Raw genomic sequence first — 21,116 nt, forward strand, 5'->3', positions numbered from 1 at the left:
TGTCGTATTCCTCAGTTGTCTGCTTCGTCGTTCGTCGCGCTATGCGGGTCCTCGGGTGGTTGGGTCGAATGACCCGGTTCCTCGCCCGGCGTCGTCGGCGTGTCGCCGCGCGCCAAGGCGGTCTGGCCGGTCCGTGCGATCTCGATGATGCCGAACTGGCGGAAGGCGTCCACCGCGTCGTCGATCTTCTGCTGGTCGCCGGTGATCTGAACCGTGATGGTTCGCGGCCCGGCGTCCAGCGTCTGGCCCTCGTACATCTGCGTGATGGCGTGGACCTCGTCCGGCTTGTTGCCCCGAACTTTCAACAGCACCAGTTCGGCGCGCACGGCGGGGTCATCGACCTCGCCCACCTGAATGACCGGCTTGAGTTTCGCCAACTGTTTTTCGACTTGGTCGATACCGGATTCGGTCTCCTCGACCACGAGCGTGATACGGGCGTGGCCGTCCACGGTCGTCTTCCCGACCGTCAGACTCTCGATGTTGAACCGTCGCCGGGAGAACAACCCGGAGACGCGCGAGAGGACGCCCGGTTCGTGTTCGACCAGCGCGGAAACCACGGCGGTTCGCCGTTGCGGTTCGGCCTCCGCCTCCGGGTCGATGCGGATGCCCTGCTCGTTCCGGCGACCCTCGGGATGTGGTCGCTCGTCGGGAGCCGTGCCGGGCATGCCCGCGGATGAGGTTTGAGACGGGGCGTCGTCCGTCGATTCTTCGCCGCTCATAGTTGGTCCTCCGAGAGGGCGAACTTTCCGTTGGCACCGCCGCTCGGCACCATCGGATAGACGTTTTCTGCGGGATCCACGTGGAAATCGATGACCGACGGGCCGTCGTAGGCCAGCGCCTCCTCGATGGTGTCGGCCACTTCGTCGTAACAGTCCACGGCGAACCCCTTCGCGCCGAACGCCTCGGCCAGTTTGTCGAATTCGGGACACCAGTCGTAGTCGGCGGCCATCCGCCGACCCTCGAAGAAGGCGTCCTGCCACTGGCGGACCATCCCGATATACTCGTTGTTCAGGATGGCCACGGTGATGTCGAGGTTCTCGCGCACGGCCACGGAGAGTTCCTGCATCGTCATCTGGAAGGAACCGTCGCCGTCGATGCAGACGACCTGCTGGTCGTCGTCCGCTCCGAAACGTGCGCCGACTGCCGCAGGCAGTCCGTAGCCCATCGTTCCCAGTCCGTGACTGGACACCCACGTGCGCGGGCTTCGATACGTCCAGAACTGGGCGGCCCACATCTGGTGCTGGCCGACGCCGGTCGTGACGACGGCGTCGTCGTCGGTGGCCTCGTCCAGCGCCTCCACGACGAACTGCGGCTTCAGCGGTTCGTCCTCGGGCGTGTCGTAGGTCAGTGGGAACTCGTCCCGCCACGTTCGACACCGCTCGCGCCATGCCGTCCAGTCGTCTCGGTCTTCGTCCCCGTCCGTCGAGAACGCCGCATCGACCTGTTCGATGACGGTCCCCGCGTCGCCGATGAGCGGGTAATCCGCGTGGACGTTCTTCGAAATCTCGGCCGGGTCGATGTCGATGTGGACGACCTCTGCTTCCGGGGCGAACGTGTCGATACCACCGGTCAGTCGGTCGTCGAATCGGCAGCCGACGGCTATCAGCACGTCACAATGCGTGACGGCCATGTTGGCGTAGCCGGTTCCGTGCATGCCCGCCCACGAGAGACAGAGGTCGTGGTCTTCGGGCATCGAGCCGATGGCTGGCATCGTCGTCACCACGGGAATCCCGTGGTCGGTGGCGAAGTTTCGCGCTTCCTCGCAGGCGTTCCCTTTGACGACGCCGCCGCCGAACAGCAACAGCGGTTTTTCCGCGTTCTCGATGGCTTGCGCGGCGGCTTCGACGTTTGCCGCGTCGGCCTCCATCTGCGGCGAGCAGGTCGAAGGGATTTCGGTCTTCCCCGGTTCGTTCTCGGTCTCGCCCATCGTCGCGTCCTTCGGCAGGTCCACGAGCGTCGGGCCGGGTCTGCCGGTTTCGGCCAGCGCGAACGCCTCGCCGACCATGTCGCCGATGGCGTCCGACTCGTCCGCGAAGTAGTTGTGTTTCGTGATGGGGGCCGTCACGCCCGTGGTATCGGTCTCCTGGAACGCGTCGGAGCCGACCAGTTCGGACGGGACCTGTCCCGTCAGCGCGACCATCGCGTCCGAATCCATGTTCGCGTCCGCGATGCCGGTGACGAGGTTCGTCGCACCCGGTCCCGAGGTCGCCAGACAGACGCCCGGTTCGCCGGTGACGACGCCGTAAGCATCTGCGGCGTGGGCCGCACCCTGCTCGTGAGCCATCGTCACGTGATGGATGTCAGAGTCGTACAGCGCGTCGTAGACGGGCATGATGGCCCCGCCTTGCACGCCGAACATTGCCTCGACACCGGCCGATTCGAGCGTCGAGACGACCGCGTGAGCGCCAGTCACTCGCGCGGGCTCGGTCGATCCGTCATCGGCGGCCGAGTCGTCGGTTTTCGGGGCGGCCGAGTCCGTGACACCCGTTTCCGGGTCCTCGTCCCCCTCACGGGAGACGGGTTGTGCCGTGTGCTCGCTCACGCCTTCGTCACCTCTGTTCGCGTGTCGGCCGACGGCTGGTGGGCCGTCGGTCGATAGTCGTTCGTCGGTCGATACGTGCCGGTTTGCTGTCGTGTGCCTGTCATCGGTTTGGACCTATGCGTCGTGCTGTTGGGTTGCGATTCGTTCGAATTCGGGGTGAAGAATAGATGAGGGGTAGCTAGACCCCTACAATAATGAGCACGCGCTCCGCGGCCGCAACGCTCGACACCGCTGAACCGTGGGTCAAGCGTCCTCGTGGCATCTGTGTTATCACCGTTCGTGGTGATACCCAAATAATCCTTGCGTGACGGGCAATTCTTGCACCCGCGTGTCAGCGGCCGCTCTCCGTCCGTGTAAAAAACGCGAGGGGACATGGTTATGCCTTGACCTCCTCGTGAGAATCGACGCCCAGTTCGCGGGCGAACCGTTGTACGTCGCTCACCGTCACGCGGTTCTTCGCCGCGCCGCGGTCCTTGACCTTGCGGGTGATCTGCCGGACTTCGGCCTCCGTCGGGACGAACCCTGACTGCCGGAGGTGTTTTCGCACGGCGTGCGTTCCGGTGTGTTTGCCGAGGACGAACTCGCGTTCCGCCCCGACCATCTCCGGCTTCATCACGCCAGTCTCGAACGTGTCGCTGTTCTCGATGACGCCCGCCGCGTGAATCCCGCTCTCGTGAGCGAACGCGTTCGCGCCGACGACGGGTTTGTTGACCGGTGTCTCGACCTCGCTGTACTCCGCGATCATCTCTGACAGCTCGGTGATTCGTTGCGTGTCGATACCGGTATCGACACCGTAGACGCTCTCGACGGCCATGACGACCTCCTCGAAGGCCGCGTTTCCGGCGCGCTCGCCGATGCCGTTGACGCTGACCTGAACTTGGTCGGCACCGGCCTCGACGCCGGCAATCGCGTTCGCCGTCGCCATGCCGAAGTCGTCGTGCGTGTGCACGTCGATACGCGCATCGGTGTGCTCACTGACGTGGGCCACCAACTCCGCGAAGCGACTCGGCGTCCCGACGCCGCAGGTGTCAGGGATGTTTATCCACTCGGCACCCGCCTCGCTAACGGCCTCGACGATCTCGGCCATGTATTCGGGATCCGTTCGCGTGGCGTCCATCGGCGAGAACATCGGAATCGCGCCCGCCTCGGCGACGCGTTCGACCGAGCTGACGGCGCGTTCCAGCACGTCCTCGCGCGTAGTGTGCATCGAATCCTCTATCTGCACGTCGCTGGTCGAAGCGAAGACGTGCACCATCTCCGCGCCGGTGTCCAGCGCGGTTTCCACGTCGCCGTCGACGATTCGTGCCAAAGCACACGTCGTGGCGTCGGTGGACTCCGCGATGTCGCGGACGGCCGCGAACTCGGCGTCGCCGTTGGCCGGGAAGCCAGCCTCGATGACGTGGGTTCCCATCTCGTCCAGCATCGCCGCGATCTCACGCTTCTCGTCGGGCGAGAACGAGGTGCGTGGCGTCTGCTCCCCGTCGCGGAGCGTCGTGTCGAAAATTCTAACTGATTCAATCTCGTCGGTGTGGGCTAGTGTGCCCTCGAAGAACTCGACCCCCCCTTTTGGGGGTCATGTCGTTGTGTGACATTGTACTCGATGTGAGAGCCATCCTCCTATTTATAAGTAACGCTAAGACAGGAGATGACAATGAATTTTAATTTGTGGTGCTCCAGCCCGGAGTGTGGAAACCGCACGACATCGTCGTGATGGTATGTGTATAAGGTAACTAAGGTACTCCGGACGATGCGGCAGTATTCATACTGCCGACACCGCCCTGATCACGCTCCAGTCCCCGATATTCCGACTATATTTGCCGTGAAAATCGTCGCGCGCACAGTGCGCCCTCGCCGAGGACGACACACATCGCCCACGTTAGCACAACTCGTATCAGCGAAAGTTGGATCCCAGTTTCACTCCAACTCAACGGCAATCTCGTTCCGGCGCATGAACGGCGGTGTCCACGGGTCGTCGTATCGCAACAGGAACGGTTCTCCGTTCGGCGTCAAGTCGTGTGCCGAAAGGGTGTCGAACAACCGCCGTCGGTTCTCCTCGACCCGATCCGCCGTCGCGTACCACGAAAACGGGCGTACCGCGAGGGTTCGCGCGCCGACGGCTTCGACCGAGACGTCCTCGTCGGTCGGTTTGGGTGCGCCTTCCGCCGTGTACTCGCCCGGCAGGAAGAATGACATCTCCATGCCCGCTTCCGATCGTTCGGACGCGACGGGTGCCGTCATTTCGATCGTCTCGGAGTCGGTGGACACCGGCGCGGTCATCTCGATCTCCTTCCCCAACCGGTTGTCCCCCTGAATGTAGCGGAACAACCGTTGGAACGCTTCGTTCTGGGTGTCGGCCGTCGTCCGCGCCACTACGGTGTCCGGATACCGTCGAATCTCCACCCCATCGACGTGTAGCGCGGTCGTGTACGGCACTTGATCCGTCTTCCGTCGAATGTACGCCCCCCATCCGACCCACGCGGCACCGAGCGCCACGGCGGTCCCGAGCGCGAGCGTTCTGCTGATTCGTGCCATCGAATGGCATACGCCGGGGACGGGCAAGTACCTACTCCCCAACTAGAACGAGACAGAAACGGCGACCGAATCTTTTCGAGAGGTCGGTCTCACATCGTCATCGTTTCGAGGTGCCGGGCGGCTTATCGTGTTCGGCCCGATGATCCAGCATCTCCTCGTACTGGCAGGCTTCCAGCGAGAGGTCCGAGCAGGGTTTCGCGGTGCACGGGAGGATCATGTCCTCCTCGCGGTCCACGTCGAAGTAGCGCTGGGAGTCGGACTGGTCCACATCGCCGGAGAGCAGTTCGGCCGCACAGGTGGTACACCACCCCTGTTGGCAGTCGGCGGGGAGCCAGATATCCTGATTTCGGGCGACGGCGAGGATGTACTCGTCCTCTGGAACGTCGATTTCGACCGTCTCGCCTGCCTGTTCGATGTCGCAATCGGCGGGGACTTCGATTTCGACGGTGTAGGAACTCACGGGCACAGTTACGGACGGGAGAAAATGTGGTTGTCGGCCGGAAATCGGTCGGGAGCCGAACGCTTACGCGGAGTCGTTGAACGAACGGTTCTTGGAGTAGGGCGCGTCGCCGGGCTGGTCGCGGACGAAGTGACCGGCGGGGTTGACCTCGCCGTCGCGCTCCATCGAGAGCAGTTCGATGAACCACGCCTCGTGGTCGATTTCCTCCTGCAGGATCCGGCTCGCCATGTCGTAGGTGCGCGGATCACAGTCCTGCGTCATATCACAGACTTCGGACCACGTTCGGATCGCACAGCGCTCCGCTTCGAGGAGGACTTCGAGGATGTTCTCCGCCGTCGGATCGTCCGGCAGTTCGGCGTGCGGGCAACTCGCGCGGTTCATGAAGTCGCCGATATCGACGGGGATGTGTCCACCAAGTTCGTACACGCGCGGCATCACGAGTTCGAAGTGCGAACGGTCTTCGAGTCGCGCGTCCTCGGTGATCTCCTTGTAATCCTCGTGGCCCGCGAGATGGGTTCGGAGATTGGTGTAATAGTAGTACGTGGAGAACTCCGCCCCGATGGCGTCGATGAGCGTCTCACGGATCTCCTCCGGATTTCCACCCCGCTCACGGATTACCTGCATTCCCACTCGATCGCTCGTGTCCGCCGGCGATACGCTTCCGGAGCCGTGATTTTTACTATCTGACATAGTTTCTAACCCCCAAAAACCACAATTGGTTCCCATTTCCTTAAAATTTTCTTCGGAAATCTGGGCGAAGTTTTGAAGTACTCCTACTTTTTTGGGCGATATACGTTTTGGCGGGTCGTCGTGATTCGAGACGTTACCGACCAGTAGTGGAACGTGGAACGGCACGAGTCCCACGTTGAGCGGTCCCCTTATCCCGAAAGGGGGCGCGACAGCCAGACAACGTGCCGTAATCGGTGGTTACTCAAGGGGATAGCCAACATTAGGGGATACACAGCATTGAGAACGTCGCGTCGAAAGGGAAATCACCCCATTCGAAACGTCCGTGAGGGGCTACTTCCCGGCACGGTCTAGTTTCTCTTGGTATGGGTGGACATATTCCAATTTATTTCCTCTAGTTATCATTTAGAAAAAGCTATTCTTCCTGGGTGCCTGGGGCTATATACGATGTCCGAAAGCAATGACACGTTAACGACGTACCTGACTGAGAACCCGCGAATGATCGGCGTGCTGTTCACCATCTGCCTGCTGCTCACCCAGACGGGGAACGTGGCCGCCGCTGGCGGCGGAACCATCCGATAACGGGCGTTTTTACAGCGATTCGAGATTTAATTCTGTCGACCACGTGAGTTCATCGTCGATAACGACTGGAGACTGTTCGAGGCGGAGGAACTGGACCAGCGTCTCCTCGTCGACGTGGAACGTGTCTATGACCCCACCGCTCAAGAAATATTGCTCGATGTCGGTGATGAAGGGAGTAAACAGGGAACCCATTCCCGAATCGACGGTCGGATAAGTCATCAAACGCAGTTCGTATCCTCCCTCCGGGTCGACGTCGAGACGACAGAGGTACGGCGTCCCACTTTCGCTCTGAGCGATCTCGATGCTGCCGTCGCCGACGACGATGTACTGATTGCCGACCAGTTGCTGTTCCCGAACGACCACGAGAGCGGATCGAAGCGAGAAGCCCCGGTTGAGAAGGCGCGCGATGGTTCGACCGATGGGTATCGCGCTTTTGTTCGCGATTTCGCTGTAGGTGACGATGCCGCCGATGCTCCCGGAGTTGATGAGTTGGATTCCCGGTTCGTACGACCGACAGCCGTTCAACAGGAACGTATCGACCGCGACATCCTCGACCGATTCGATATCGAGTTCCCCGTCGGCACAGATGAAACGGCCCTCCTCGATGTGACCGATGTAGTGAAGGAAGTCGGTGGGGGTGGTAAGCACCGACTCCAGTTCGTCGGTCGAGAGGTTCCGATGAACGTCGATATCGAACGCGAGTTCGTCCCGTTTGCCGTAGAGGTCGTCCCCGGCGTCGAACTCCGGACTCATCTCCTGTTCGTTACAGACCACCGTGATGTCGATACCGTCCGTCGATGACGACCGCTCAAATTTGTTCTCGAAGGCGCGTTTGATCAGTTTGTTCGCACCGATAGGCATCCCGTGACCGAGCCACGCGTGTTCCAGTGCGTCCGTCGACGTCGGTGCGACGTACGGGTCGGACGTCGTTTGTTGTTGCCCTCTCTGTGTTTCCGTTCCTCGCAGGAAACTGTCGATCGGCTCCGGCGTCTTCGGTATCGACCGGCGATGGTTCTCGTCCGGCGTCGAGATGAGCGACAGGTTGTTCACCAGATACGGAATCGTCTCGACGTTGGCGATATCGTTCGTGACGGTCGTCGATAACAGCCACGTCGGCACGTGTTCTCGGATAACGTCGAACGGGATGTCGAGATAGGTCTCGACTTGTTCCGCGAGGTCGCGTTCGTACAACTCCTCGAACGACACGTCGAGGAACGGTTCGACCACCTGCCGCTCGTGAAGCGGTATCTGGTACAACCCTTCGGTTCGCGTCACACAGTCGAAGAACAACGATTGGACGAGCACTCGTTCGATTTCACCCTCGTACCCCCGTTCCGGGTGGTCGAGCGGATGAACGAAGCCCCGGTCCGTCACGAGCCTCGGTTCCTCGCCCGGAACGATGGTCGCTCCCAGATAATAGGCGAGCGAACTCGCCGAATAGATCATCGGCAGTTCCGGAGGGAGTTCTATCCGAACACCTGTCTCCGGCGGCGTCAGTTCGTCCGGAACGTGTAGTTCGTCCCCGAGTTCGATCTTCGGGGGATGTCCCCTGAGCGACGGCAACGACCGCTCACAACTCAACGTCTTCAGCGACGATCCGAACGTGGAGACGGCGGCCATCACGTCCGCCGGTTCCGCCGTCGTCGTAACGGTCCCCTCGGGGTGTTCGTGATACGACCGTGCCCCGATTCGGACCACCGTCTCCGTCCCGAAATCGAACTCCATCCGGTCGGCCGATGACGCGATGGTCAACTCACCGGCAACCCGCAGATAGATTCGAATCGGTGCGTTCAGTTCGACGAGATACTCGCCTTCGGGGAACTGTTCGTACGAAAACTCACCGGCTTCCGCCAGAACCGTGCCGTCCAACGAACGGACGTGCGTGATGACGATGTACGGGAGGACGAGTTTGTCCGTCCTGATTTCCGCCGCGTTGTCGACCGGGAAGTAGAACTGGTCGTCGTCCGCCGGAAGCGGACTGACGGAGGTCGGCGTCCGAATCGGGAACTGGCGTCGGTGAATGGGGTCGACGATGGTCAACCCCGTTTGCTCGACACTCTGTCGAAATATCGGTTTCATTTCACTTTGAGGGCTCGGTTTCGGGCTGTAGCGCTACGACGATACCGTCGACGGTGGGGGTGCGAACTCCGTCGGCACCCCGGCCGAAAAACGTCAGAGCGGGAACCACGTCGTCGTGTGGCTCGTCTCGTGCAGATGCCATCGCTGCTTCGGTCCGTCCGGGTCGAGCTTCAGTTCGATCGTTACGTCGAACAGCGGCTCTACGGCTTGAACGGAATCCGAATCGAACGCACCCGGGAAGATGTACTGACCGATTCCGGACAGTTCCTCGACGGTTTCCGTGATCTTCCGCAAGGAACGTTCCACAGCAACCGACCCTTCCTCGTTCGAAAGCAACTGTAGCGAATCCAAACAGAACCGTAGCTCCCCGGGCTCGAATCCCCGATTCCCGTACTGGAGTTCCAATAATTCGTCCTGTATCGCGGTTTGGAAGTCGTCGAGTGACCCCTCCACGGACGAGGCGGACGGTCGGTCCGGATACGCGTTCGATTGTGCTTGTGTCGCCGAGCGCACTGCCACTTCGTGGGTCAGGATGTGCGCTTGAGCGGGGTCTGCGTTGGCACGTGAAAGACGCTTCCGAGCCACGTCCACATCCCGCCCGAACAGCGCGAACAGGTGGGTCCTGTCGTTGGACGGCGCGCCCAGGAACTGCACGCTCAACTCCTCGAACAGATCCGCCGGAACGTCGCCGGTGAGCAGTAGGTTCCCACCGGTCCGTTTCAACCGACCGAGTTCGGATTCGATTTCGACCGTCCCGTCGCTGCTGGCGGTGATGTAGTGACCTGCGAACATGAACGTCAGCTTTCCGCTCGCGCGGGCCGTTCCGTCGGCGAGCGGTTGGAACAACTCCTCCAACGCGTCGGGGTCGATACACCCGTACAGCGGCTCCGGAATTTCGGTGGAACTCACCCCCGAACACTCAACCATTCGCTGAACGATAAACGAACCGAGCGCTTCCTCACTTCCCCAATCGTAGTGGAACCTCATCGGCTCCTCTACACCACACATGAACGGCGATGTAGCACTCTCCTCCATTGAACCCATAGCTCTGTAATCGTACTACCCCGACAGTCAAAAGCGCTTTTGGTGTTTCAAATCGAGATTCGATACCGTATGAGTTCTCTATCCGATATGAAAACCGGTCCCAATTACTACCGTTTTGGATCGGCGTTTTCCGTCACCCCGCCACGCCATATTCGAATTCTATTCTAAAAAACCAATATTATTTGTTTAGCAAATAAATCCTCGTGTATCGGGTGATTCATACTTCCGAGCGTACTAAAACGGGTATGGGTAACACGTCGAACGACGGGCAGGGGACCCTCATGGAGTTACTACAATTTTTGGATACGGTGGGTCCAGACGTGCTCCTCTCCACACCGGACGCGGTGTACGAGTTGCTCAAAAACGAACAACGGCGCCACCTCGTACTGTTCCTTTCCGAGCAGGAAACCGCGACCCCGATTTCACTGCTCGCGACGAACGTCGCGAGTCGTTCCCAGGGAATACCCATGACGGACGTAACACAATCCGAGCAGGAATGGGTACGGATTCGCCTGGAACAGGAACACCTGCCGCGACTCGCCGACTACGGTATTCTCTCCTGGACGTACGGGGAGGATATGGTCGACCCGATTCCGTCCGTGTTGCCCTCGGACGAAGAGTGACGGCCGACGGTTCCCACTCAAACCGTTCCACAAATCGCGCTGTTACTCGTTCGTATCGTGTGGTTCACCAGTGACGAAACCGGTTAGAACGTTCACTACCAAACACCCCACAGTGCAGAACACCATCGACTGGCTGCGCGGGCGACCCTACTACGAGGGGCAAATCGCCCGCCACGAGACGCTCCCGGGGAACGACGGTGAATTTCGGGATATCCCGCTCGAATCGCGGTTGGAATCCGCCCTCGAAACCCGTGGCATCGACCGACTCTATCGCCACCAAGCCGAGGCAGTCGAGGCGGTTCGCGGCGGGGAAAACGTCGTCATCGCCACGCAAACCGCGAGCGGGAAGAGCCTGGGGTACACCATCCCGGCGTTCGAACGCGCGATGGACCACGGCGGGCGAACGCTCTACATCGCACCGCAGAACGCCCTCATCAACGATCAGGAGGAGACATTGGACGGCCTCGCCCGCGACTTGGGGTTCGGCAGTCGCGTCTCGGTCGCCCAGTACACCGGCCGACTCGACAAGAACGAAAAGCGGGACGTGCGAAACCGACAGCCAACCGTCGTCCTCACGACGCCCGACATGCTCCATTACGCCCTGCTTCCCTACGCCCACCGGCTCTGGGATTGGTTTTTCAAGGGCCTGGAAACGGTCGTCATCGACGAAGTGCACGAGTATCGCGGCGTCTTCGGGAGCCACGTCGCGCTCGTCCTGCGCCGACTCGCGCGGATCTGTGACCGATTCGATTCGAATCCGCAGTTCGTCTGCTGTTCGGCGACCATCGGCAATCCGGTCGAACACGCGAGCGCCGTGACCGGCAAGTCCGAGTCCTCGTTCGCCCTCGTGGACGAGAACACGAGTCGCACCGGACCGACCCACTGGCTCCTCTGGAACCCGCCGGAGTACGAGGACGACCGCTACGGCGGCGCGAAACGCAGAAAATCGAATCACGGCGAAACCAAACGCATCTTCGCCGACCTCGTCACCCGCGACTGCCAGACGCTCGCGTTCACCCGTTCCCGGCAGGGTGCCGAACGCTACGCGATGGAGAGCGCGGACGAACTCAGGAACAGAGGGGAGCGCTCGCTCGCCAACGACATCGCCGCGTATCAGGCGGCCCTGCGGAACGAGCGCCGCCGGGAACTCGAAGGAGGGCTTCACTCCGGCGAGGTTCGCGGCGCGTGGAGCACGAACGCGCTGGAACTCGGCGTGGACATCGGCGGCCTGGACGCCGTCCTCCTCGACGGCTATCCCGGTACGCGCATGGCGGCGTTCCAGCAGGCCGGACGGGCCGGGCGCGGAACCGAGGCCAGCCTCGTCGCGTTCGTCGCGGGCGAGGATCAGTTGGACCAGTACCTGATGGCAAACCCGGACGAGTTCTTCGCGGGCGACCCGGAGCGGGCGGTCGTCAACCCGGAAAACGAGGAGTTGCTCCCGGAACACGTGGTCTCCGCCGCCCGCGAAACGTGGCTCTCGCCCGAAGACCGGGCGTACTTCGGCGAGAACTTCCCCGACCTCGTCGCCGCCCTCGAATCGCGGGGGGAACTCGAACGCCGCCAAACGAGCGGTGGCATCCGCTGGACGTACGATGGCGACGGAAGCCCGCAACACGATATGAGCTTGCGAACTATCGACGACCGGGAGATCGACCTGTTGGACCGTTCGAACGGGAACGTCATCGCCTCGCTCCCGTTCAGCGACGCGCTGAACGACGCCCATCGCGGCGCGATCTATCACCAGCAGGGGCAGTCCTACGAGGTCGTGGACCTCGATCTGTCGCGGGACGTGGCCGAACTCTCGCCGACGTGGGCGGATTATCACACCAAGACGCTCACTGACAAGGAGATAACCGTCGAGGAGGACCTGTCGGAGAAGACGCTCTCGACCCGCGAGGACTGTACCGTCCGCTTCGCCGAGGTGACGATGCGCGAGCAGATCACCGGATTCGAGCGACGGGACGCGAAGCGAAACGAGACGCTCGGCCGCGAATCGCTCGACCTGCCGGAACTCACGCTCCGGACCAAAGCGCTCTACTTCACGATTCCGGACGACATCGAGCGCGAGTTACGGACGATGGACGGCGATTTCAACGGCGCGATTCACGCCGCCGAACACGGGATGATTTCGCTCTTCCCGCTGGATTTGCTCTGTGACCGTAGCGACATCGGCGGTCTCTCCACGCCGCTCCACCCGCACACCGGCACGAGCACGATTTTCATCTACGATGGCTATCCCGGCGGCGTCGGACTGACCCGAGAAGGCTACGAAACCGTCGAATCGCTCATGAAAAACACGCGGGAGATGATTCGCGCCTGCGACTGCGAATCGGGATGTCCCTCCTGCGTACAGTCGCCACAGTGTGGCAACGCGAACGATCCGCTCGACAAGGAACTCGCCGAACACCTCCTCTCAGATCTCACGGACTGAGTCGGAAGGCTTTTAGGCAACCCTAAACCTAAATTAGGTTAGCCTAAACATGGACGACATCCTCCGGCAAACCCGACGCGAGATCGAGGAGTTGGCCGCTGACTCCGGTTCGTTTTCAGTCACCTGTGCCGAAACCGGCGAATGCCCGACGCCGATTACGGGTACCCGATTCGAAACACACGACGACGCCGCGCGTGCCGCCGACCTCGCACGCGAGTACCGAACCGCGCTCCGAGAACACGACCCCGACGTTCCCGAATATCGGTTCGTCGTCACCGAACTCCCGACCGATTCCCTCCAAATGGTCGGCGTCCGCGAGCGAACGAACGACGTTCGAGCCAACGGGCTTCCGCAAACCGAGCGCTCGGTCACCGTCACCAGCGACCGTGACGGAGCGTGGCTTACGATGAAAAACGCGCCGCTCGTCCATCTCGCACGGGACTGTGGTCCGGTCGGCGACGCCGCCGTCGGTCGTCAGCTCGAATCGAAACTCTAAGCTATCGAATCCGCTCCCGAAGCTCCGGGATGAGGTCGAACTCCCCGTTCGTATCGCCCAGCACGAGCAGAGAGAAGTACCCGGTGTATGCCTGAATCGGCACTCGAACCAGCGCCAGTATGAAGATGGCACAGACGATGTAGGCGACGAGGAGCACGACAAACACGGCTACTATCGCCGGATTCGAAAACATCACAGCGAGCGCGCCGAACCCGCCGAACGCGACGATCAGCAGGATTGCGACGATGGCGAACGGAATGAGGACGACGATGGACAGAAAGCCGCCCACGAGCGAAACGACGAAACTCGCCGCGATGGCGATGAAAAACCGGAGGACGAGATATATGCCGTACTGTTTCCACTCGCGCTTGAGCGTCGGCCAGAACGCCTTCCACCCGGCGAGCACACCGCCTCCTCGAACCATCATCACGGGAACGACGAACGCCTTCGTCAGCGTGTCGACTAGCGCGACGAAGAAACCGAGGACGAACAGCACCGGCACGAGGAACAGCAACGGTCCGAGCGCGACGTTTTCCGGTCCGTTGAACAGTGCTGGAACGGTGACGAGTACGATACCAGCCACCGGCAGGAGGACGATGAGAAAGAGGACGAGTTGGAAGACGAACAGCGACAGCCCTTGGCCGAGATACGACTTCGCGTATCGGCGGACGTGAACCCGTTGCGTTCGAAGCGACTCCACGAACGCGAACTCCATTATCGCCCCGATTGCGGTGAAGAGCAGGCCCAAGAACACGGCGACGACGGCGAGGACGACGAGTACCGTCGCGACGCTTTCCCAGGGAATCGAGAGGTTACCAGGGGTGACGGGGAACGAACCGCCCGACTGTGGGGAGAACTGCATATTGGTTTGCACCGGCGACGCCGTACTCGTTCCTCCGAGAAAGAACACGATGACGGCGAGCCGAAGCCACGTTCCCGCATCGAAGGGGAAGAGCAATTCGCGTGTCCCTTCGATGGCGTCCTCTAACGCGTCGACGGCGTACCAAGACATACACAGCTGTTGTTCGTCATGACTGATAAACTATCGGACAGTCAGAGTCCGAAAACGCCCTCAGACGGAGCGATGCCACAGGTGAGCGATGTACTCCTCGGGCAACAACAGTACGTTGTAGGTGAACGTCGTCTGTACCCCGACGACGAGAAAGGCGAGCAGGCCGTGCAGCACGAACGTGAGGAGGTAGCTGACCAGCAGGTTACCGATGGTGGCGAAGACGTGGACGAACGACGTGGCCTTCGTCTTCTTGTCCATGTCCGGTTCGGCAGTTACGTCGCCGAACGTGAGGAGCGCAAGCAGTCCGAACGCCACGATGGCACCGCCGACGTACGCGAACACCTCGGCCGCCGACGGGGTGCCGAACTGGCTCAGCAGGAGCCCACCACCGCCCCAAATGGAAAGCGTGTAGCCATATGCCCGTGCTTCCGAGAGTAGGTTTCTGGAAAGCCGGCGCTGCGGGTTCATACCTGCTATTGATTCGACTGAAAGAAAGGCGTATTGGGTTATTCGCCGATCGCGTCTTCGATCTGTGAGCTGACCGTTTGACACAGGATCGCCGAGAATCCCGTTTGGGAACTCCAAATCGCACTTTCGTGATCACCGAGGATGCTGATGAGGACGGTATCGTCGTCCACGATGAGCATGCGTCCCGCGGGTTCGGCGTGGGGTTTGTCGTGGCGGATGACGACTCGGAGATCACTGAAGTGTTCCTGCATCGATGGGTCCTGGGAGATGATGAGGACATCGACGCCCGCATCCGACCGCTCGTGGAGGATCTCGACGAGCCGATCCGTATACAGCGACTCGTCGTGGAGACCGAAGACGATCCTCGATTCGGCCTCCTCCATCAGCTGTTCGATTCGACTGGTGACGGCGTTCTCGCCGTCGATGGACCAGACGTCCTCCCGCTCGCTCTCGGTATCGACGAACTCGTTCTGTGCCGATTCGAGATAGTCGAACGCGCGTTGCTGTGCGCGCTCGAAGCGGTCGCGGAGGTGCGATTTCGCCGCCGCCAAACTCACGGGGCGATACTGGATCGGCTTCGACTGTTTTACCTCCACGAGTCCGCGCTCCTGGAGGTCATCCGCCGCACCGTACACCTGTGACCGTGGCACGTCGGTGACGCCATGGATGTCCCGAGCGGTTCCGATCCCCAACTTCTGAAGCGCGATGAACACCTTGGCCTCGTAGTTCGAGAGGCCGAGGTCGGTCAGCGCGTCGATGGCGTCAGTTTCGTCCATGTCAGTCCTCACTTGGGGATGTGGCTGCGTCGGACTTGGTTTCGATGGTTCCGCGCGCACCCGGTCCGAAGTAGCGCGTCCAGACGACGAGCAGGCTCGGGAGCACCAGCACGCTCGCGATGAACGCGTAGATGATGGTCAGTCCGGTGATGATACCGAACTGCTGGAGCGCGGGCAGGATGGCGAAGGCGAGAACGCCGAAGCCACCCACGGTCGTCGCCGCACTGCCGAGCAGTGCGCCGCCGGTACCGGTGAGGCTGACGTGCAACGCTTCCCAGACCGAACCCTGTCGTTCGAGCTCCACGTTGTAGCGTTCCGAGAGGTGGATGCTGTACGCGACGCCCAGCCCGACCGTGAGGCTCGTAATCATCCCGGTCAGGATGTTGAACGGCATGTCGAGGAGGTACATCGTCCCCAGAATCCACGCCACGCTGAACACGACCGGGAGCAGGGTGACCGCTCCGAGGGTCGCGCTGCCTTCCGTGAGGCGGTAGATGAGCATCAGGAAGGCGAACACGGCGACCATCGTGATGATGAGACTTTCGATGACCGTGTTCAACAGGTCCTTCTGGATGATTTCGAAGACGATGGACTGTCCCGTCGCCGTCGCTTCGAGGCCGTCGAAGGAGTCAGCCACGTCACGCATCTGCGTCGTGACAGCCGAACTCGACGCGCCGCCCTTCAGCGAGATGGCGACGCGAAGCGCGTCGTAGTCCCCGTTATCGCGGTGAATCACACCGGCCGCTTGGTCCGGTGCGGCGGCGAACAGTCCATCGTACACCTTCTTCAGGTTCTTGTCGGGTACGCCATTGCCGTCCGTATCCGCCGTGGTGAACGTTTTGTTGAACGTCGCGTTCTCGGCGGCGACTTGTTCCATCACCGACAGCGGACCCTCGACCTGCGGTTCGTCGTTCGAGAGCTTGATCGTCACGTCCTTCTTGCCCGCTTTCTCCTTCGCCCGATGCACCTGTTCGAGGGTGTTATCTTTCGTAATATCCCCCTGTACCAGTATCTGTGCCTGTGAATCCTGCCTGACGAAGTTGTCGTTTACGTAGTCGAGGTTTTTCTTGGCCGAGTAGTTCCCGGGCTTGAACGGTTCCGGAAGCTGTTTCGTCCAGTGTGGCGGGCTGTCCGCGAGGAAGTCCGTCTGCGAGAAACTCGTGTCCACTTTGGTCGCCCCGTAGCCACCCGCCGCGCTGACGAGCAGGGTGAGGACGATGACCACGAGCGGCGCTTTACGTGCCGCCGTCGCACCGACCGTCAGGACGCGTCCGAGGACACCGCCGCCGGTTCCGAACGCATGCTTCCGGCGGTCGAAGCCGCGCGATTCGAGGAACTCGTCGGATTCGACTTTGAGCGCCGGAATCAGTCCGCCGAAGATGACGAGCGCTGCGATGATACCGACCGAACTCACGACGCCGAAGTCCTGAATCGGTGGGAGCGGGCTGACCATGTTCGAGAGGAAACCGATGACCGTCGTCGCGGTCACCCACGTCAGCGCCGCACCGACGCTGATGAGCGCGACGCGCATCGACCCGCGAACGTCCGCATCAGGGTGCTCTTCGCGCTCCTCGCGGTGACGCATGAAGACGTGAATCGCGTAGTCGATGGCCAGCCCGATGAGCAGGACCGGCACCGCGATGAACATCTGGTTGAAGGTGATACCGGCCCATCCCATCGCGCCGAACGTCCAGACGAGGACGAAGACGATGCCCACCACACCCAGAAGGATGTCGAGCAGGTCGCGGTACGCGATGATGAGCGTCAGGATGACGAACAGAAGCGCCAGCGGGCCGACGATGGCGAGGCTGTCGGTCATCGACTGGTTGATCTCCTCGCTGATGATGCCGCTCCCGAAGACGAGCGCGTCGTCGTCGAACTCGTCGTTCGCGATGGTTTTCATCCCCTGTTGGGTCGAGACGAGGATATCGGACGTGTCACCCTCCATCGACGACTGGCTCTTCTGTTTCTGGAAGACGACCATCATCGTCGCGTTGGCCGTGGTCGATCCGGGGTCGTAGGAGGTCGGCATGAACGCCAACGCCTGGCTCGCCATGCCGCTCGAACCGCTGCTGTCGCCGGAGAGAACGGTCTTCGTCACGGAGTCGATCTGCGACTGGTTCATCGACTGCAACTTGTCGATTTCCTGGGCAAGCGTCGGCATCGAGCCGTTTTGGAGCGCCTCCTGTCTCTGTTGCAGTTTCTTGCTCTGCTCGCCGAGTTTCTGGTACTCGTCGGCCAGCACGCCTTGCGTGCCGAGTTTGTACACCTTGCCGAACTGCGACTGAATCTCCCCTGCCTGCTGCTTGTAGGTCGATTGGTTGATCTGACCCTGCTGGTAGGAGGCGTTCAAGCCGTCGAGTTTGGCCTGCAAGCCGCGTGCCTGCGTCGCTGATTTGTTGAACGTCGCTCCCTGTTCGGCGGAGAGGTTTGCGGTCGCCTTCGTACGCACCCCGGAGAGTTGGGCTTCGATCCTCGCGGACTGGTTTTGGTACGCCGCGTCGTCGACCTGTCCGGATTCGTGGGACGCGTTCAACTGATCGTATTTGGCCTGCAGCCCGCGTGTTTGGTTGAGCGAGTCACTCAGCCCCTGCGCCGTTCGATTGAGCTGTTGGCCCCGCTGTTTGAGTTCCGCACCATCGGCACGGAGTTTCGCGACCTTGTCCTGTTGAATCGCGGCGATTGCGATGACGTTTGCGACGCCGCTGGTCGACGTCCCGTTCGACAACGTCGCGTTGATGGTCTCGTTCTCGTGCAGGCGCTGTTGGAACTGCAACGAGTTCACGAGTTCCTTCTTGCTCAGAACGTTATCGCCTTTGACGATGACCTGTACTGTCGTGGTGTTCTCGTTTCCGGTCGAGAAGTTCGAGTTGATGAAATCCAGCTTCTTCGCGGCCGCACTGTCGCTCTGGAACTGGTCGAGCGACGACGACTGCTCGATCATCGGTGCCCCTGCACCGAGGAGCACAGTGATGACGAGGAGCACAGCGATGACCGCGCGGCTGTGCTCGGTTACGTTTCCGAAAACCCGGTCGAGGAGGCTCACGAGCGCCCTCCAGGGCCATGACGGTGTTGAATCATAGCTGTTGTTAGAATACTACTGACAGCGTTGTCAAAAAGGTGGAGGTTTCCATTCGGACCATGACATGAAGACACAGACCACTTTCTCGAAACGCGAGTTGTTGGCGAGATAAAGGGGCAGACATCACAGTCGTCGAACGGTTTGCCACCAATGGTCGGACGGTTTGCCACCAACGTTACCACCGTGCTCGATGGAGAGTCACCTAATGATAGATCTGCTCACCGTCCTCGGGATACTCGGTGGAATATTCCTCCTACTGATGAACGGCTTCTTCGTCGTCACGGAGTTCGCCATGACGCGGGTTCGGCAGTTCGACAAGGCCGAGTTCGACGAGTCGAAGGGACTCCAACGCGCGTGGGAGATGACCGACCGCCTCGAAATCTACCTCTCTGGGTGCCAGGTCGGAATCACTATCGCCAGCGTCGGACTGGGCGTGGTCGCCGAACCGGCGGTCGTCGCGGCGTTTCATCCGATCATCGAAGCCGTCGGGATCGGTAGCGGGTCCACCGAGGCCTTTTCGGCGGTCCTCGCGCTCGCCGTCATCAACCTCATGCACATCATCATCGGCGAACAAGCGCCGACCTACTTCGGCATCGAGCGAACGAAGTTCGCGGCGCGATACGGGTCAGGAGTGCTGTACTGGTGGACGAAACTGATGTACCCCGTCATCATCCTCGCCGACAAAACCGCGAAGGGACTGCTCTCGCTGTTCGGTATCGACATCGAACGCTCCTGGACCGAGGGCGAAGAGGGCGAGGACGGCGAGCAGGAAATCGCGAGCAGGGCCGACCTGCATCGGCGGATGGGGGACGTTCTCGCCGCAGTGGAGGACCTCCCGGAGGAACGGGAGCAAGAAATCTTGGCCGCGCTCCAGATCGAACGCGTTCCGGTCCGGAACATCATGATCCCACGCGAGGACATCGTGGCCCTCTCGACCACGGAGCCGATCGAGGAGAACATCCGACGGATGCAAGAGACCCCAGTCGTTCGATTCCCCCTCATCGACGGGTCGCTGGACGAGTTCCGGGGCATCATCTACGCACCTAGCATCATCGGTCAGTACGACGAACTCAGGGACGGGGAGGTCTCCCTAACCGACATCGCACACGACCCCATGACGGTCGCTGGCGACACGAGCGTCGCCGACGCCATCGACCTGTTTCAGGCGCAACATCAGGAACTCGCGTTGGTGTTGGACGGAAGCGACGTCATCGGGTTGGTGACGGCGACGGACGCGTTCGAGGAGGTCCTCGGGGAGTTGGAGGATCCGACCGACAGAGAAGTCCCGGCTTAGTCGTGAAACTCACGCGCGTCTTCCGCCCGCATCGTCTTCCACTCGCCGTCCTCGGTTCGTACCTGCACGTATCCGTCCGGAATCTCCGCTTCGACCGTCTCGACGTGCGTTTCGAGGAGATGCGATTCGTACTGATTCAACGCGGCTCGCTCGGATGGCGCGATGGCCACCCAACCGCAGTCCGCTTGACTGCACCGAATCATCGAGTGTCGCCAACACACCACGGGTACTATAAAGGTTGAGAAACGCCTTTGAAATAGATTGGTGGTTGAAATCTACGTTCCGGTGATGGTTCCGGAGGAGAGGTCCCCGATAGTCCCCTTCACGGTGTAGTCCGGCGTCTGAACCGTAATCATCGACTGCGGTGTCACGTCGTAGAATTTGAGGTCGAGCGAATACGTGCTGTCCCCTCGGATTCCCGTTGCTTCCCGTTGGCCCGTCTTTGGATGGCGCGCCCACGCCGTTTTTCCGGCGGAGACTGAATCAGCGACGCCATCGATTTCGTAGGATTTGGGCGAGTTTGACGTATCTGCCCCCTCGATGGGATAGCCCTTGTCGTGCCACACCCAGAATCCCTCGTCGATGACGTAGACGTTTTCATATCCGTCGTTCATCAGCTTTCCTGCACGCATCGACGAGAGGTGGTGGGGACAGCCACAGTAACAGACGATTCGGTCTTTTTTCCCCCACCGAGAGACCGGGTCGTCCTTCTCGAATCCGTCCGGCGCAGGACTGAGCACCGCACCCTCGATGTGGGACGTGTCGTACTGCGTTTTTCCACGGGCGTCGGCGAACTCGGCACTGCCTTTTTCGTACCACTCGTGAACGACCGATATCGGTGCGAGCGGTACGTGAGCACCATATCGTTCCACCGTATCGAACCCCTCCTCGGATTTCGGATTCGAGTCCGAATCCGAACCAAACACGGTTCGGCCGAGACAGCCGCTCAATCCCGCGACCGGAACGGCACTCGTTGCCAGAAACTCACGCCGATTCATTACCGAGTCC

At 61.0% G+C, this 21,116-nt stretch carries 19 protein-coding genes; 5 read left to right on the top strand and 14 right to left on the bottom strand.

The genetic code is table 11. The features are described 5' to 3' along the window. Positions 1-11 precede the first annotated feature (11 nt). The 6 genes from ilvN to dps form a co-directional block, all read right to left on the bottom strand. Positions 12-719, bottom strand: coding sequence for an acetolactate synthase small subunit (gene ilvN / locus NKF25_RS21170; RefSeq protein WP_253228627.1), 708 nt, complete (start codon positions 717-719; stop codon positions 12-14). After that, positions 716-2,542 (bottom strand): biosynthetic-type acetolactate synthase large subunit, encoded by a 1,827-nt coding sequence (gene ilvB, locus NKF25_RS21175; RefSeq protein WP_253228628.1) that lies wholly within the window; start codon positions 2,540-2,542, stop codon positions 716-718. The genes ilvN and ilvB overlap by 4 nt, the downstream gene beginning before the upstream one ends. A gap of 376 nt (positions 2,543-2,918) precedes the next feature. After that, the gene (locus NKF25_RS21180; RefSeq protein WP_253228705.1) at positions 2,919-4,061 is read right to left on the bottom strand and encodes a 2-isopropylmalate synthase; all 1,143 of its coding nucleotides are present in this window, start codon (positions 4,059-4,061) and stop codon (positions 2,919-2,921) included. A 395-nt stretch (positions 4,062-4,456) separates the two neighbouring features. Continuing rightward, on the bottom strand, positions 4,457-5,074 hold the full coding sequence (locus tag NKF25_RS21185) for a heme-binding protein (protein WP_253228629.1): 618 nt from the start codon (positions 5,072-5,074) through the stop codon (positions 4,457-4,459). Between the two features lie 97 nt (positions 5,075-5,171). Next, positions 5,172-5,534, bottom strand: coding sequence for a 2Fe-2S iron-sulfur cluster binding domain-containing protein (locus NKF25_RS21190; protein WP_342766346.1), 363 nt, complete (start codon positions 5,532-5,534; stop codon positions 5,172-5,174). A 63-nt stretch (positions 5,535-5,597) separates the two neighbouring features. After that, the gene (gene dps, locus NKF25_RS21195) at positions 5,598-6,224 is read right to left on the bottom strand and encodes a DNA protection during starvation protein (RefSeq protein WP_253228630.1); all 627 of its coding nucleotides are present in this window, start codon (positions 6,222-6,224) and stop codon (positions 5,598-5,600) included. 444 nt (positions 6,225-6,668) lie between these two features. Here dps and NKF25_RS24295 point away from each other — a divergent pair, with 444 nt between their 5' ends. Continuing rightward, complete coding sequence (locus NKF25_RS24295; protein ID WP_256487781.1) at positions 6,669-6,803, top strand: hypothetical protein; 135 nt, start codon at positions 6,669-6,671, stop codon at positions 6,801-6,803. A 9-nt stretch (positions 6,804-6,812) separates the two neighbouring features. Here NKF25_RS24295 and NKF25_RS21200 read toward each other — a convergent pair whose 3' ends face one another. Together NKF25_RS21200 and NKF25_RS21205 are read right to left on the bottom strand one after the other, a co-directional pair. After that, positions 6,813-8,882, bottom strand: a complete 2,070-nt coding sequence (locus NKF25_RS21200; protein ID WP_253228631.1) for a hypothetical protein — start codon at positions 8,880-8,882, stop codon at positions 6,813-6,815. 93 nt (positions 8,883-8,975) lie between these two features. Then, positions 8,976-9,869 carry a HalOD1 output domain-containing protein gene (locus tag NKF25_RS21205; protein WP_253228632.1) on the bottom strand — a complete coding sequence of 298 codons (894 nt, stop codon included), beginning with the start codon at positions 9,867-9,869 and terminating at the stop codon, positions 8,976-8,978. 302 nt (positions 9,870-10,171) lie between these two features. Here NKF25_RS21205 and NKF25_RS21210 point away from each other — a divergent pair, with 302 nt between their 5' ends. The 3 genes from NKF25_RS21210 to NKF25_RS21220 all read left to right on the top strand — a co-directional run bounded on the left by NKF25_RS21210 (position 10,172) and on the right by NKF25_RS21220 (position 13,476). Next, positions 10,172-10,549, top strand: a complete 378-nt coding sequence (locus NKF25_RS21210; protein ID WP_253228633.1) for a hypothetical protein — start codon at positions 10,172-10,174, stop codon at positions 10,547-10,549. A 112-nt stretch (positions 10,550-10,661) separates the two neighbouring features. Then, positions 10,662-12,980 (top strand): DEAD/DEAH box helicase, encoded by a 2,319-nt coding sequence (locus NKF25_RS21215; protein ID WP_253228634.1) that lies wholly within the window; start codon positions 10,662-10,664, stop codon positions 12,978-12,980. A 49-nt stretch (positions 12,981-13,029) separates the two neighbouring features. After that, positions 13,030-13,476 carry a hypothetical protein gene (locus tag NKF25_RS21220; protein WP_253228635.1) on the top strand — a complete coding sequence of 149 codons (447 nt, stop codon included), beginning with the start codon at positions 13,030-13,032 and terminating at the stop codon, positions 13,474-13,476. A gap of 1 nt (position 13,477) precedes the next feature. Here the strand turns inward: NKF25_RS21220 and NKF25_RS21225 are convergent, their stop codons facing one another. From NKF25_RS21225 to NKF25_RS24510, 4 genes are read right to left on the bottom strand one after another with little or no spacing between them, the layout of a single operon-like run. Next, the gene (locus tag NKF25_RS21225; protein WP_253228636.1) at positions 13,478-14,488 is read right to left on the bottom strand and encodes a hypothetical protein; all 1,011 of its coding nucleotides are present in this window, start codon (positions 14,486-14,488) and stop codon (positions 13,478-13,480) included. 60 nt (positions 14,489-14,548) lie between these two features. Continuing rightward, entirely contained in the window at positions 14,549-14,956 is a 408-nt protein-coding gene (locus NKF25_RS21230) for a hypothetical protein (RefSeq protein ID WP_253228637.1), read from the bottom strand. 38 nt (positions 14,957-14,994) lie between these two features. Then, complete coding sequence (locus tag NKF25_RS21235; protein ID WP_066138353.1) at positions 14,995-15,732, bottom strand: helix-turn-helix domain-containing protein; 738 nt, start codon at positions 15,730-15,732, stop codon at positions 14,995-14,997. A gap of 1 nt (position 15,733) precedes the next feature. Further along, positions 15,734-18,778, bottom strand: coding sequence for an MMPL family transporter (locus NKF25_RS24510; RefSeq protein ID WP_253228638.1), 3,045 nt, complete (start codon positions 18,776-18,778; stop codon positions 15,734-15,736). Between the two features lie 241 nt (positions 18,779-19,019). Here NKF25_RS24510 and NKF25_RS21245 point away from each other — a divergent pair, with 241 nt between their 5' ends. Next, positions 19,020-20,108 (top strand): hemolysin family protein, encoded by a 1,089-nt coding sequence (locus NKF25_RS21245; RefSeq protein WP_253228639.1) that lies wholly within the window; start codon positions 19,020-19,022, stop codon positions 20,106-20,108. On the opposite strand, the gene NKF25_RS21250 is transcribed toward NKF25_RS21245, so the two are convergent. Together NKF25_RS21250 and NKF25_RS21255 are read right to left on the bottom strand one after the other, a co-directional pair. Next, on the bottom strand, positions 20,105-20,311 hold the full coding sequence (locus tag NKF25_RS21250) for a hypothetical protein (protein WP_253228640.1): 207 nt from the start codon (positions 20,309-20,311) through the stop codon (positions 20,105-20,107). The two genes, NKF25_RS21245 and NKF25_RS21250, sit on opposite strands and share 4 nt — an antisense overlap. Before the next feature lie 72 nt (positions 20,312-20,383). Further along, positions 20,384-21,106 carry a rhodanese-like domain-containing protein gene (locus NKF25_RS21255; protein ID WP_253228641.1) on the bottom strand — a complete coding sequence of 241 codons (723 nt, stop codon included), beginning with the start codon at positions 21,104-21,106 and terminating at the stop codon, positions 20,384-20,386. Positions 21,107-21,116: the final 10 nt, after the last annotated feature.

The sequence above is a fragment of the Haladaptatus sp. AB643 genome (assembly GCF_024136975.1).
Taxonomy (GTDB): domain Archaea; phylum Halobacteriota; class Halobacteria; order Halobacteriales; family Haladaptataceae; genus Haladaptatus.

Bases quoted from the DNA above. Each gene is read 5' to 3' on its own strand.
- NKF25_RS21220 (WP_253228635.1), top strand. From the start codon at position 13,030: ATGGACGACATCCTCCGGCAAACCCGACGCGAGATCGAGGAGTTGGCC.
- NKF25_RS21200 (WP_253228631.1), bottom strand. From the start codon at position 8,882: ATGAAACCGATATTTCGACAGAGTGTCGAGCAAACGGGGTTGACCATC.
- NKF25_RS21245 (WP_253228639.1), top strand. From the start codon at position 19,020: ATGATAGATCTGCTCACCGTCCTCGGGATACTCGGTGGAATATTCCTC.
- NKF25_RS24295 (WP_256487781.1), top strand. From the start codon at position 6,669: ATGTCCGAAAGCAATGACACGTTAACGACGTACCTGACTGAGAACCCG.
- dps (WP_253228630.1), bottom strand. From the start codon at position 6,224: ATGTCAGATAGTAAAAATCACGGCTCCGGAAGCGTATCGCCGGCGGAC.
- NKF25_RS21205 (WP_253228632.1), bottom strand. From the start codon at position 9,869: ATGAGGTTCCACTACGATTGGGGAAGTGAGGAAGCGCTCGGTTCGTTT.
- NKF25_RS21230 (WP_253228637.1), bottom strand. From the start codon at position 14,956: ATGAACCCGCAGCGCCGGCTTTCCAGAAACCTACTCTCGGAAGCACGG.
- NKF25_RS21255 (WP_253228641.1), bottom strand. From the start codon at position 21,106: ATGAATCGGCGTGAGTTTCTGGCAACGAGTGCCGTTCCGGTCGCGGGA.
- NKF25_RS21185 (WP_253228629.1), bottom strand. From the start codon at position 5,074: ATGGCACGAATCAGCAGAACGCTCGCGCTCGGGACCGCCGTGGCGCTC.
- NKF25_RS21225 (WP_253228636.1), bottom strand. From the start codon at position 14,488: ATGTCTTGGTACGCCGTCGACGCGTTAGAGGACGCCATCGAAGGGACA.
- NKF25_RS21210 (WP_253228633.1), top strand. From the start codon at position 10,172: ATGGGTAACACGTCGAACGACGGGCAGGGGACCCTCATGGAGTTACTA.
- NKF25_RS21250 (WP_253228640.1), bottom strand. From the start codon at position 20,311: ATGATTCGGTGCAGTCAAGCGGACTGCGGTTGGGTGGCCATCGCGCCA.
- NKF25_RS21235 (WP_066138353.1), bottom strand. From the start codon at position 15,732: ATGGACGAAACTGACGCCATCGACGCGCTGACCGACCTCGGCCTCTCG.
- ilvN (WP_253228627.1), bottom strand. From the start codon at position 719: ATGAGCGGCGAAGAATCGACGGACGACGCCCCGTCTCAAACCTCATCC.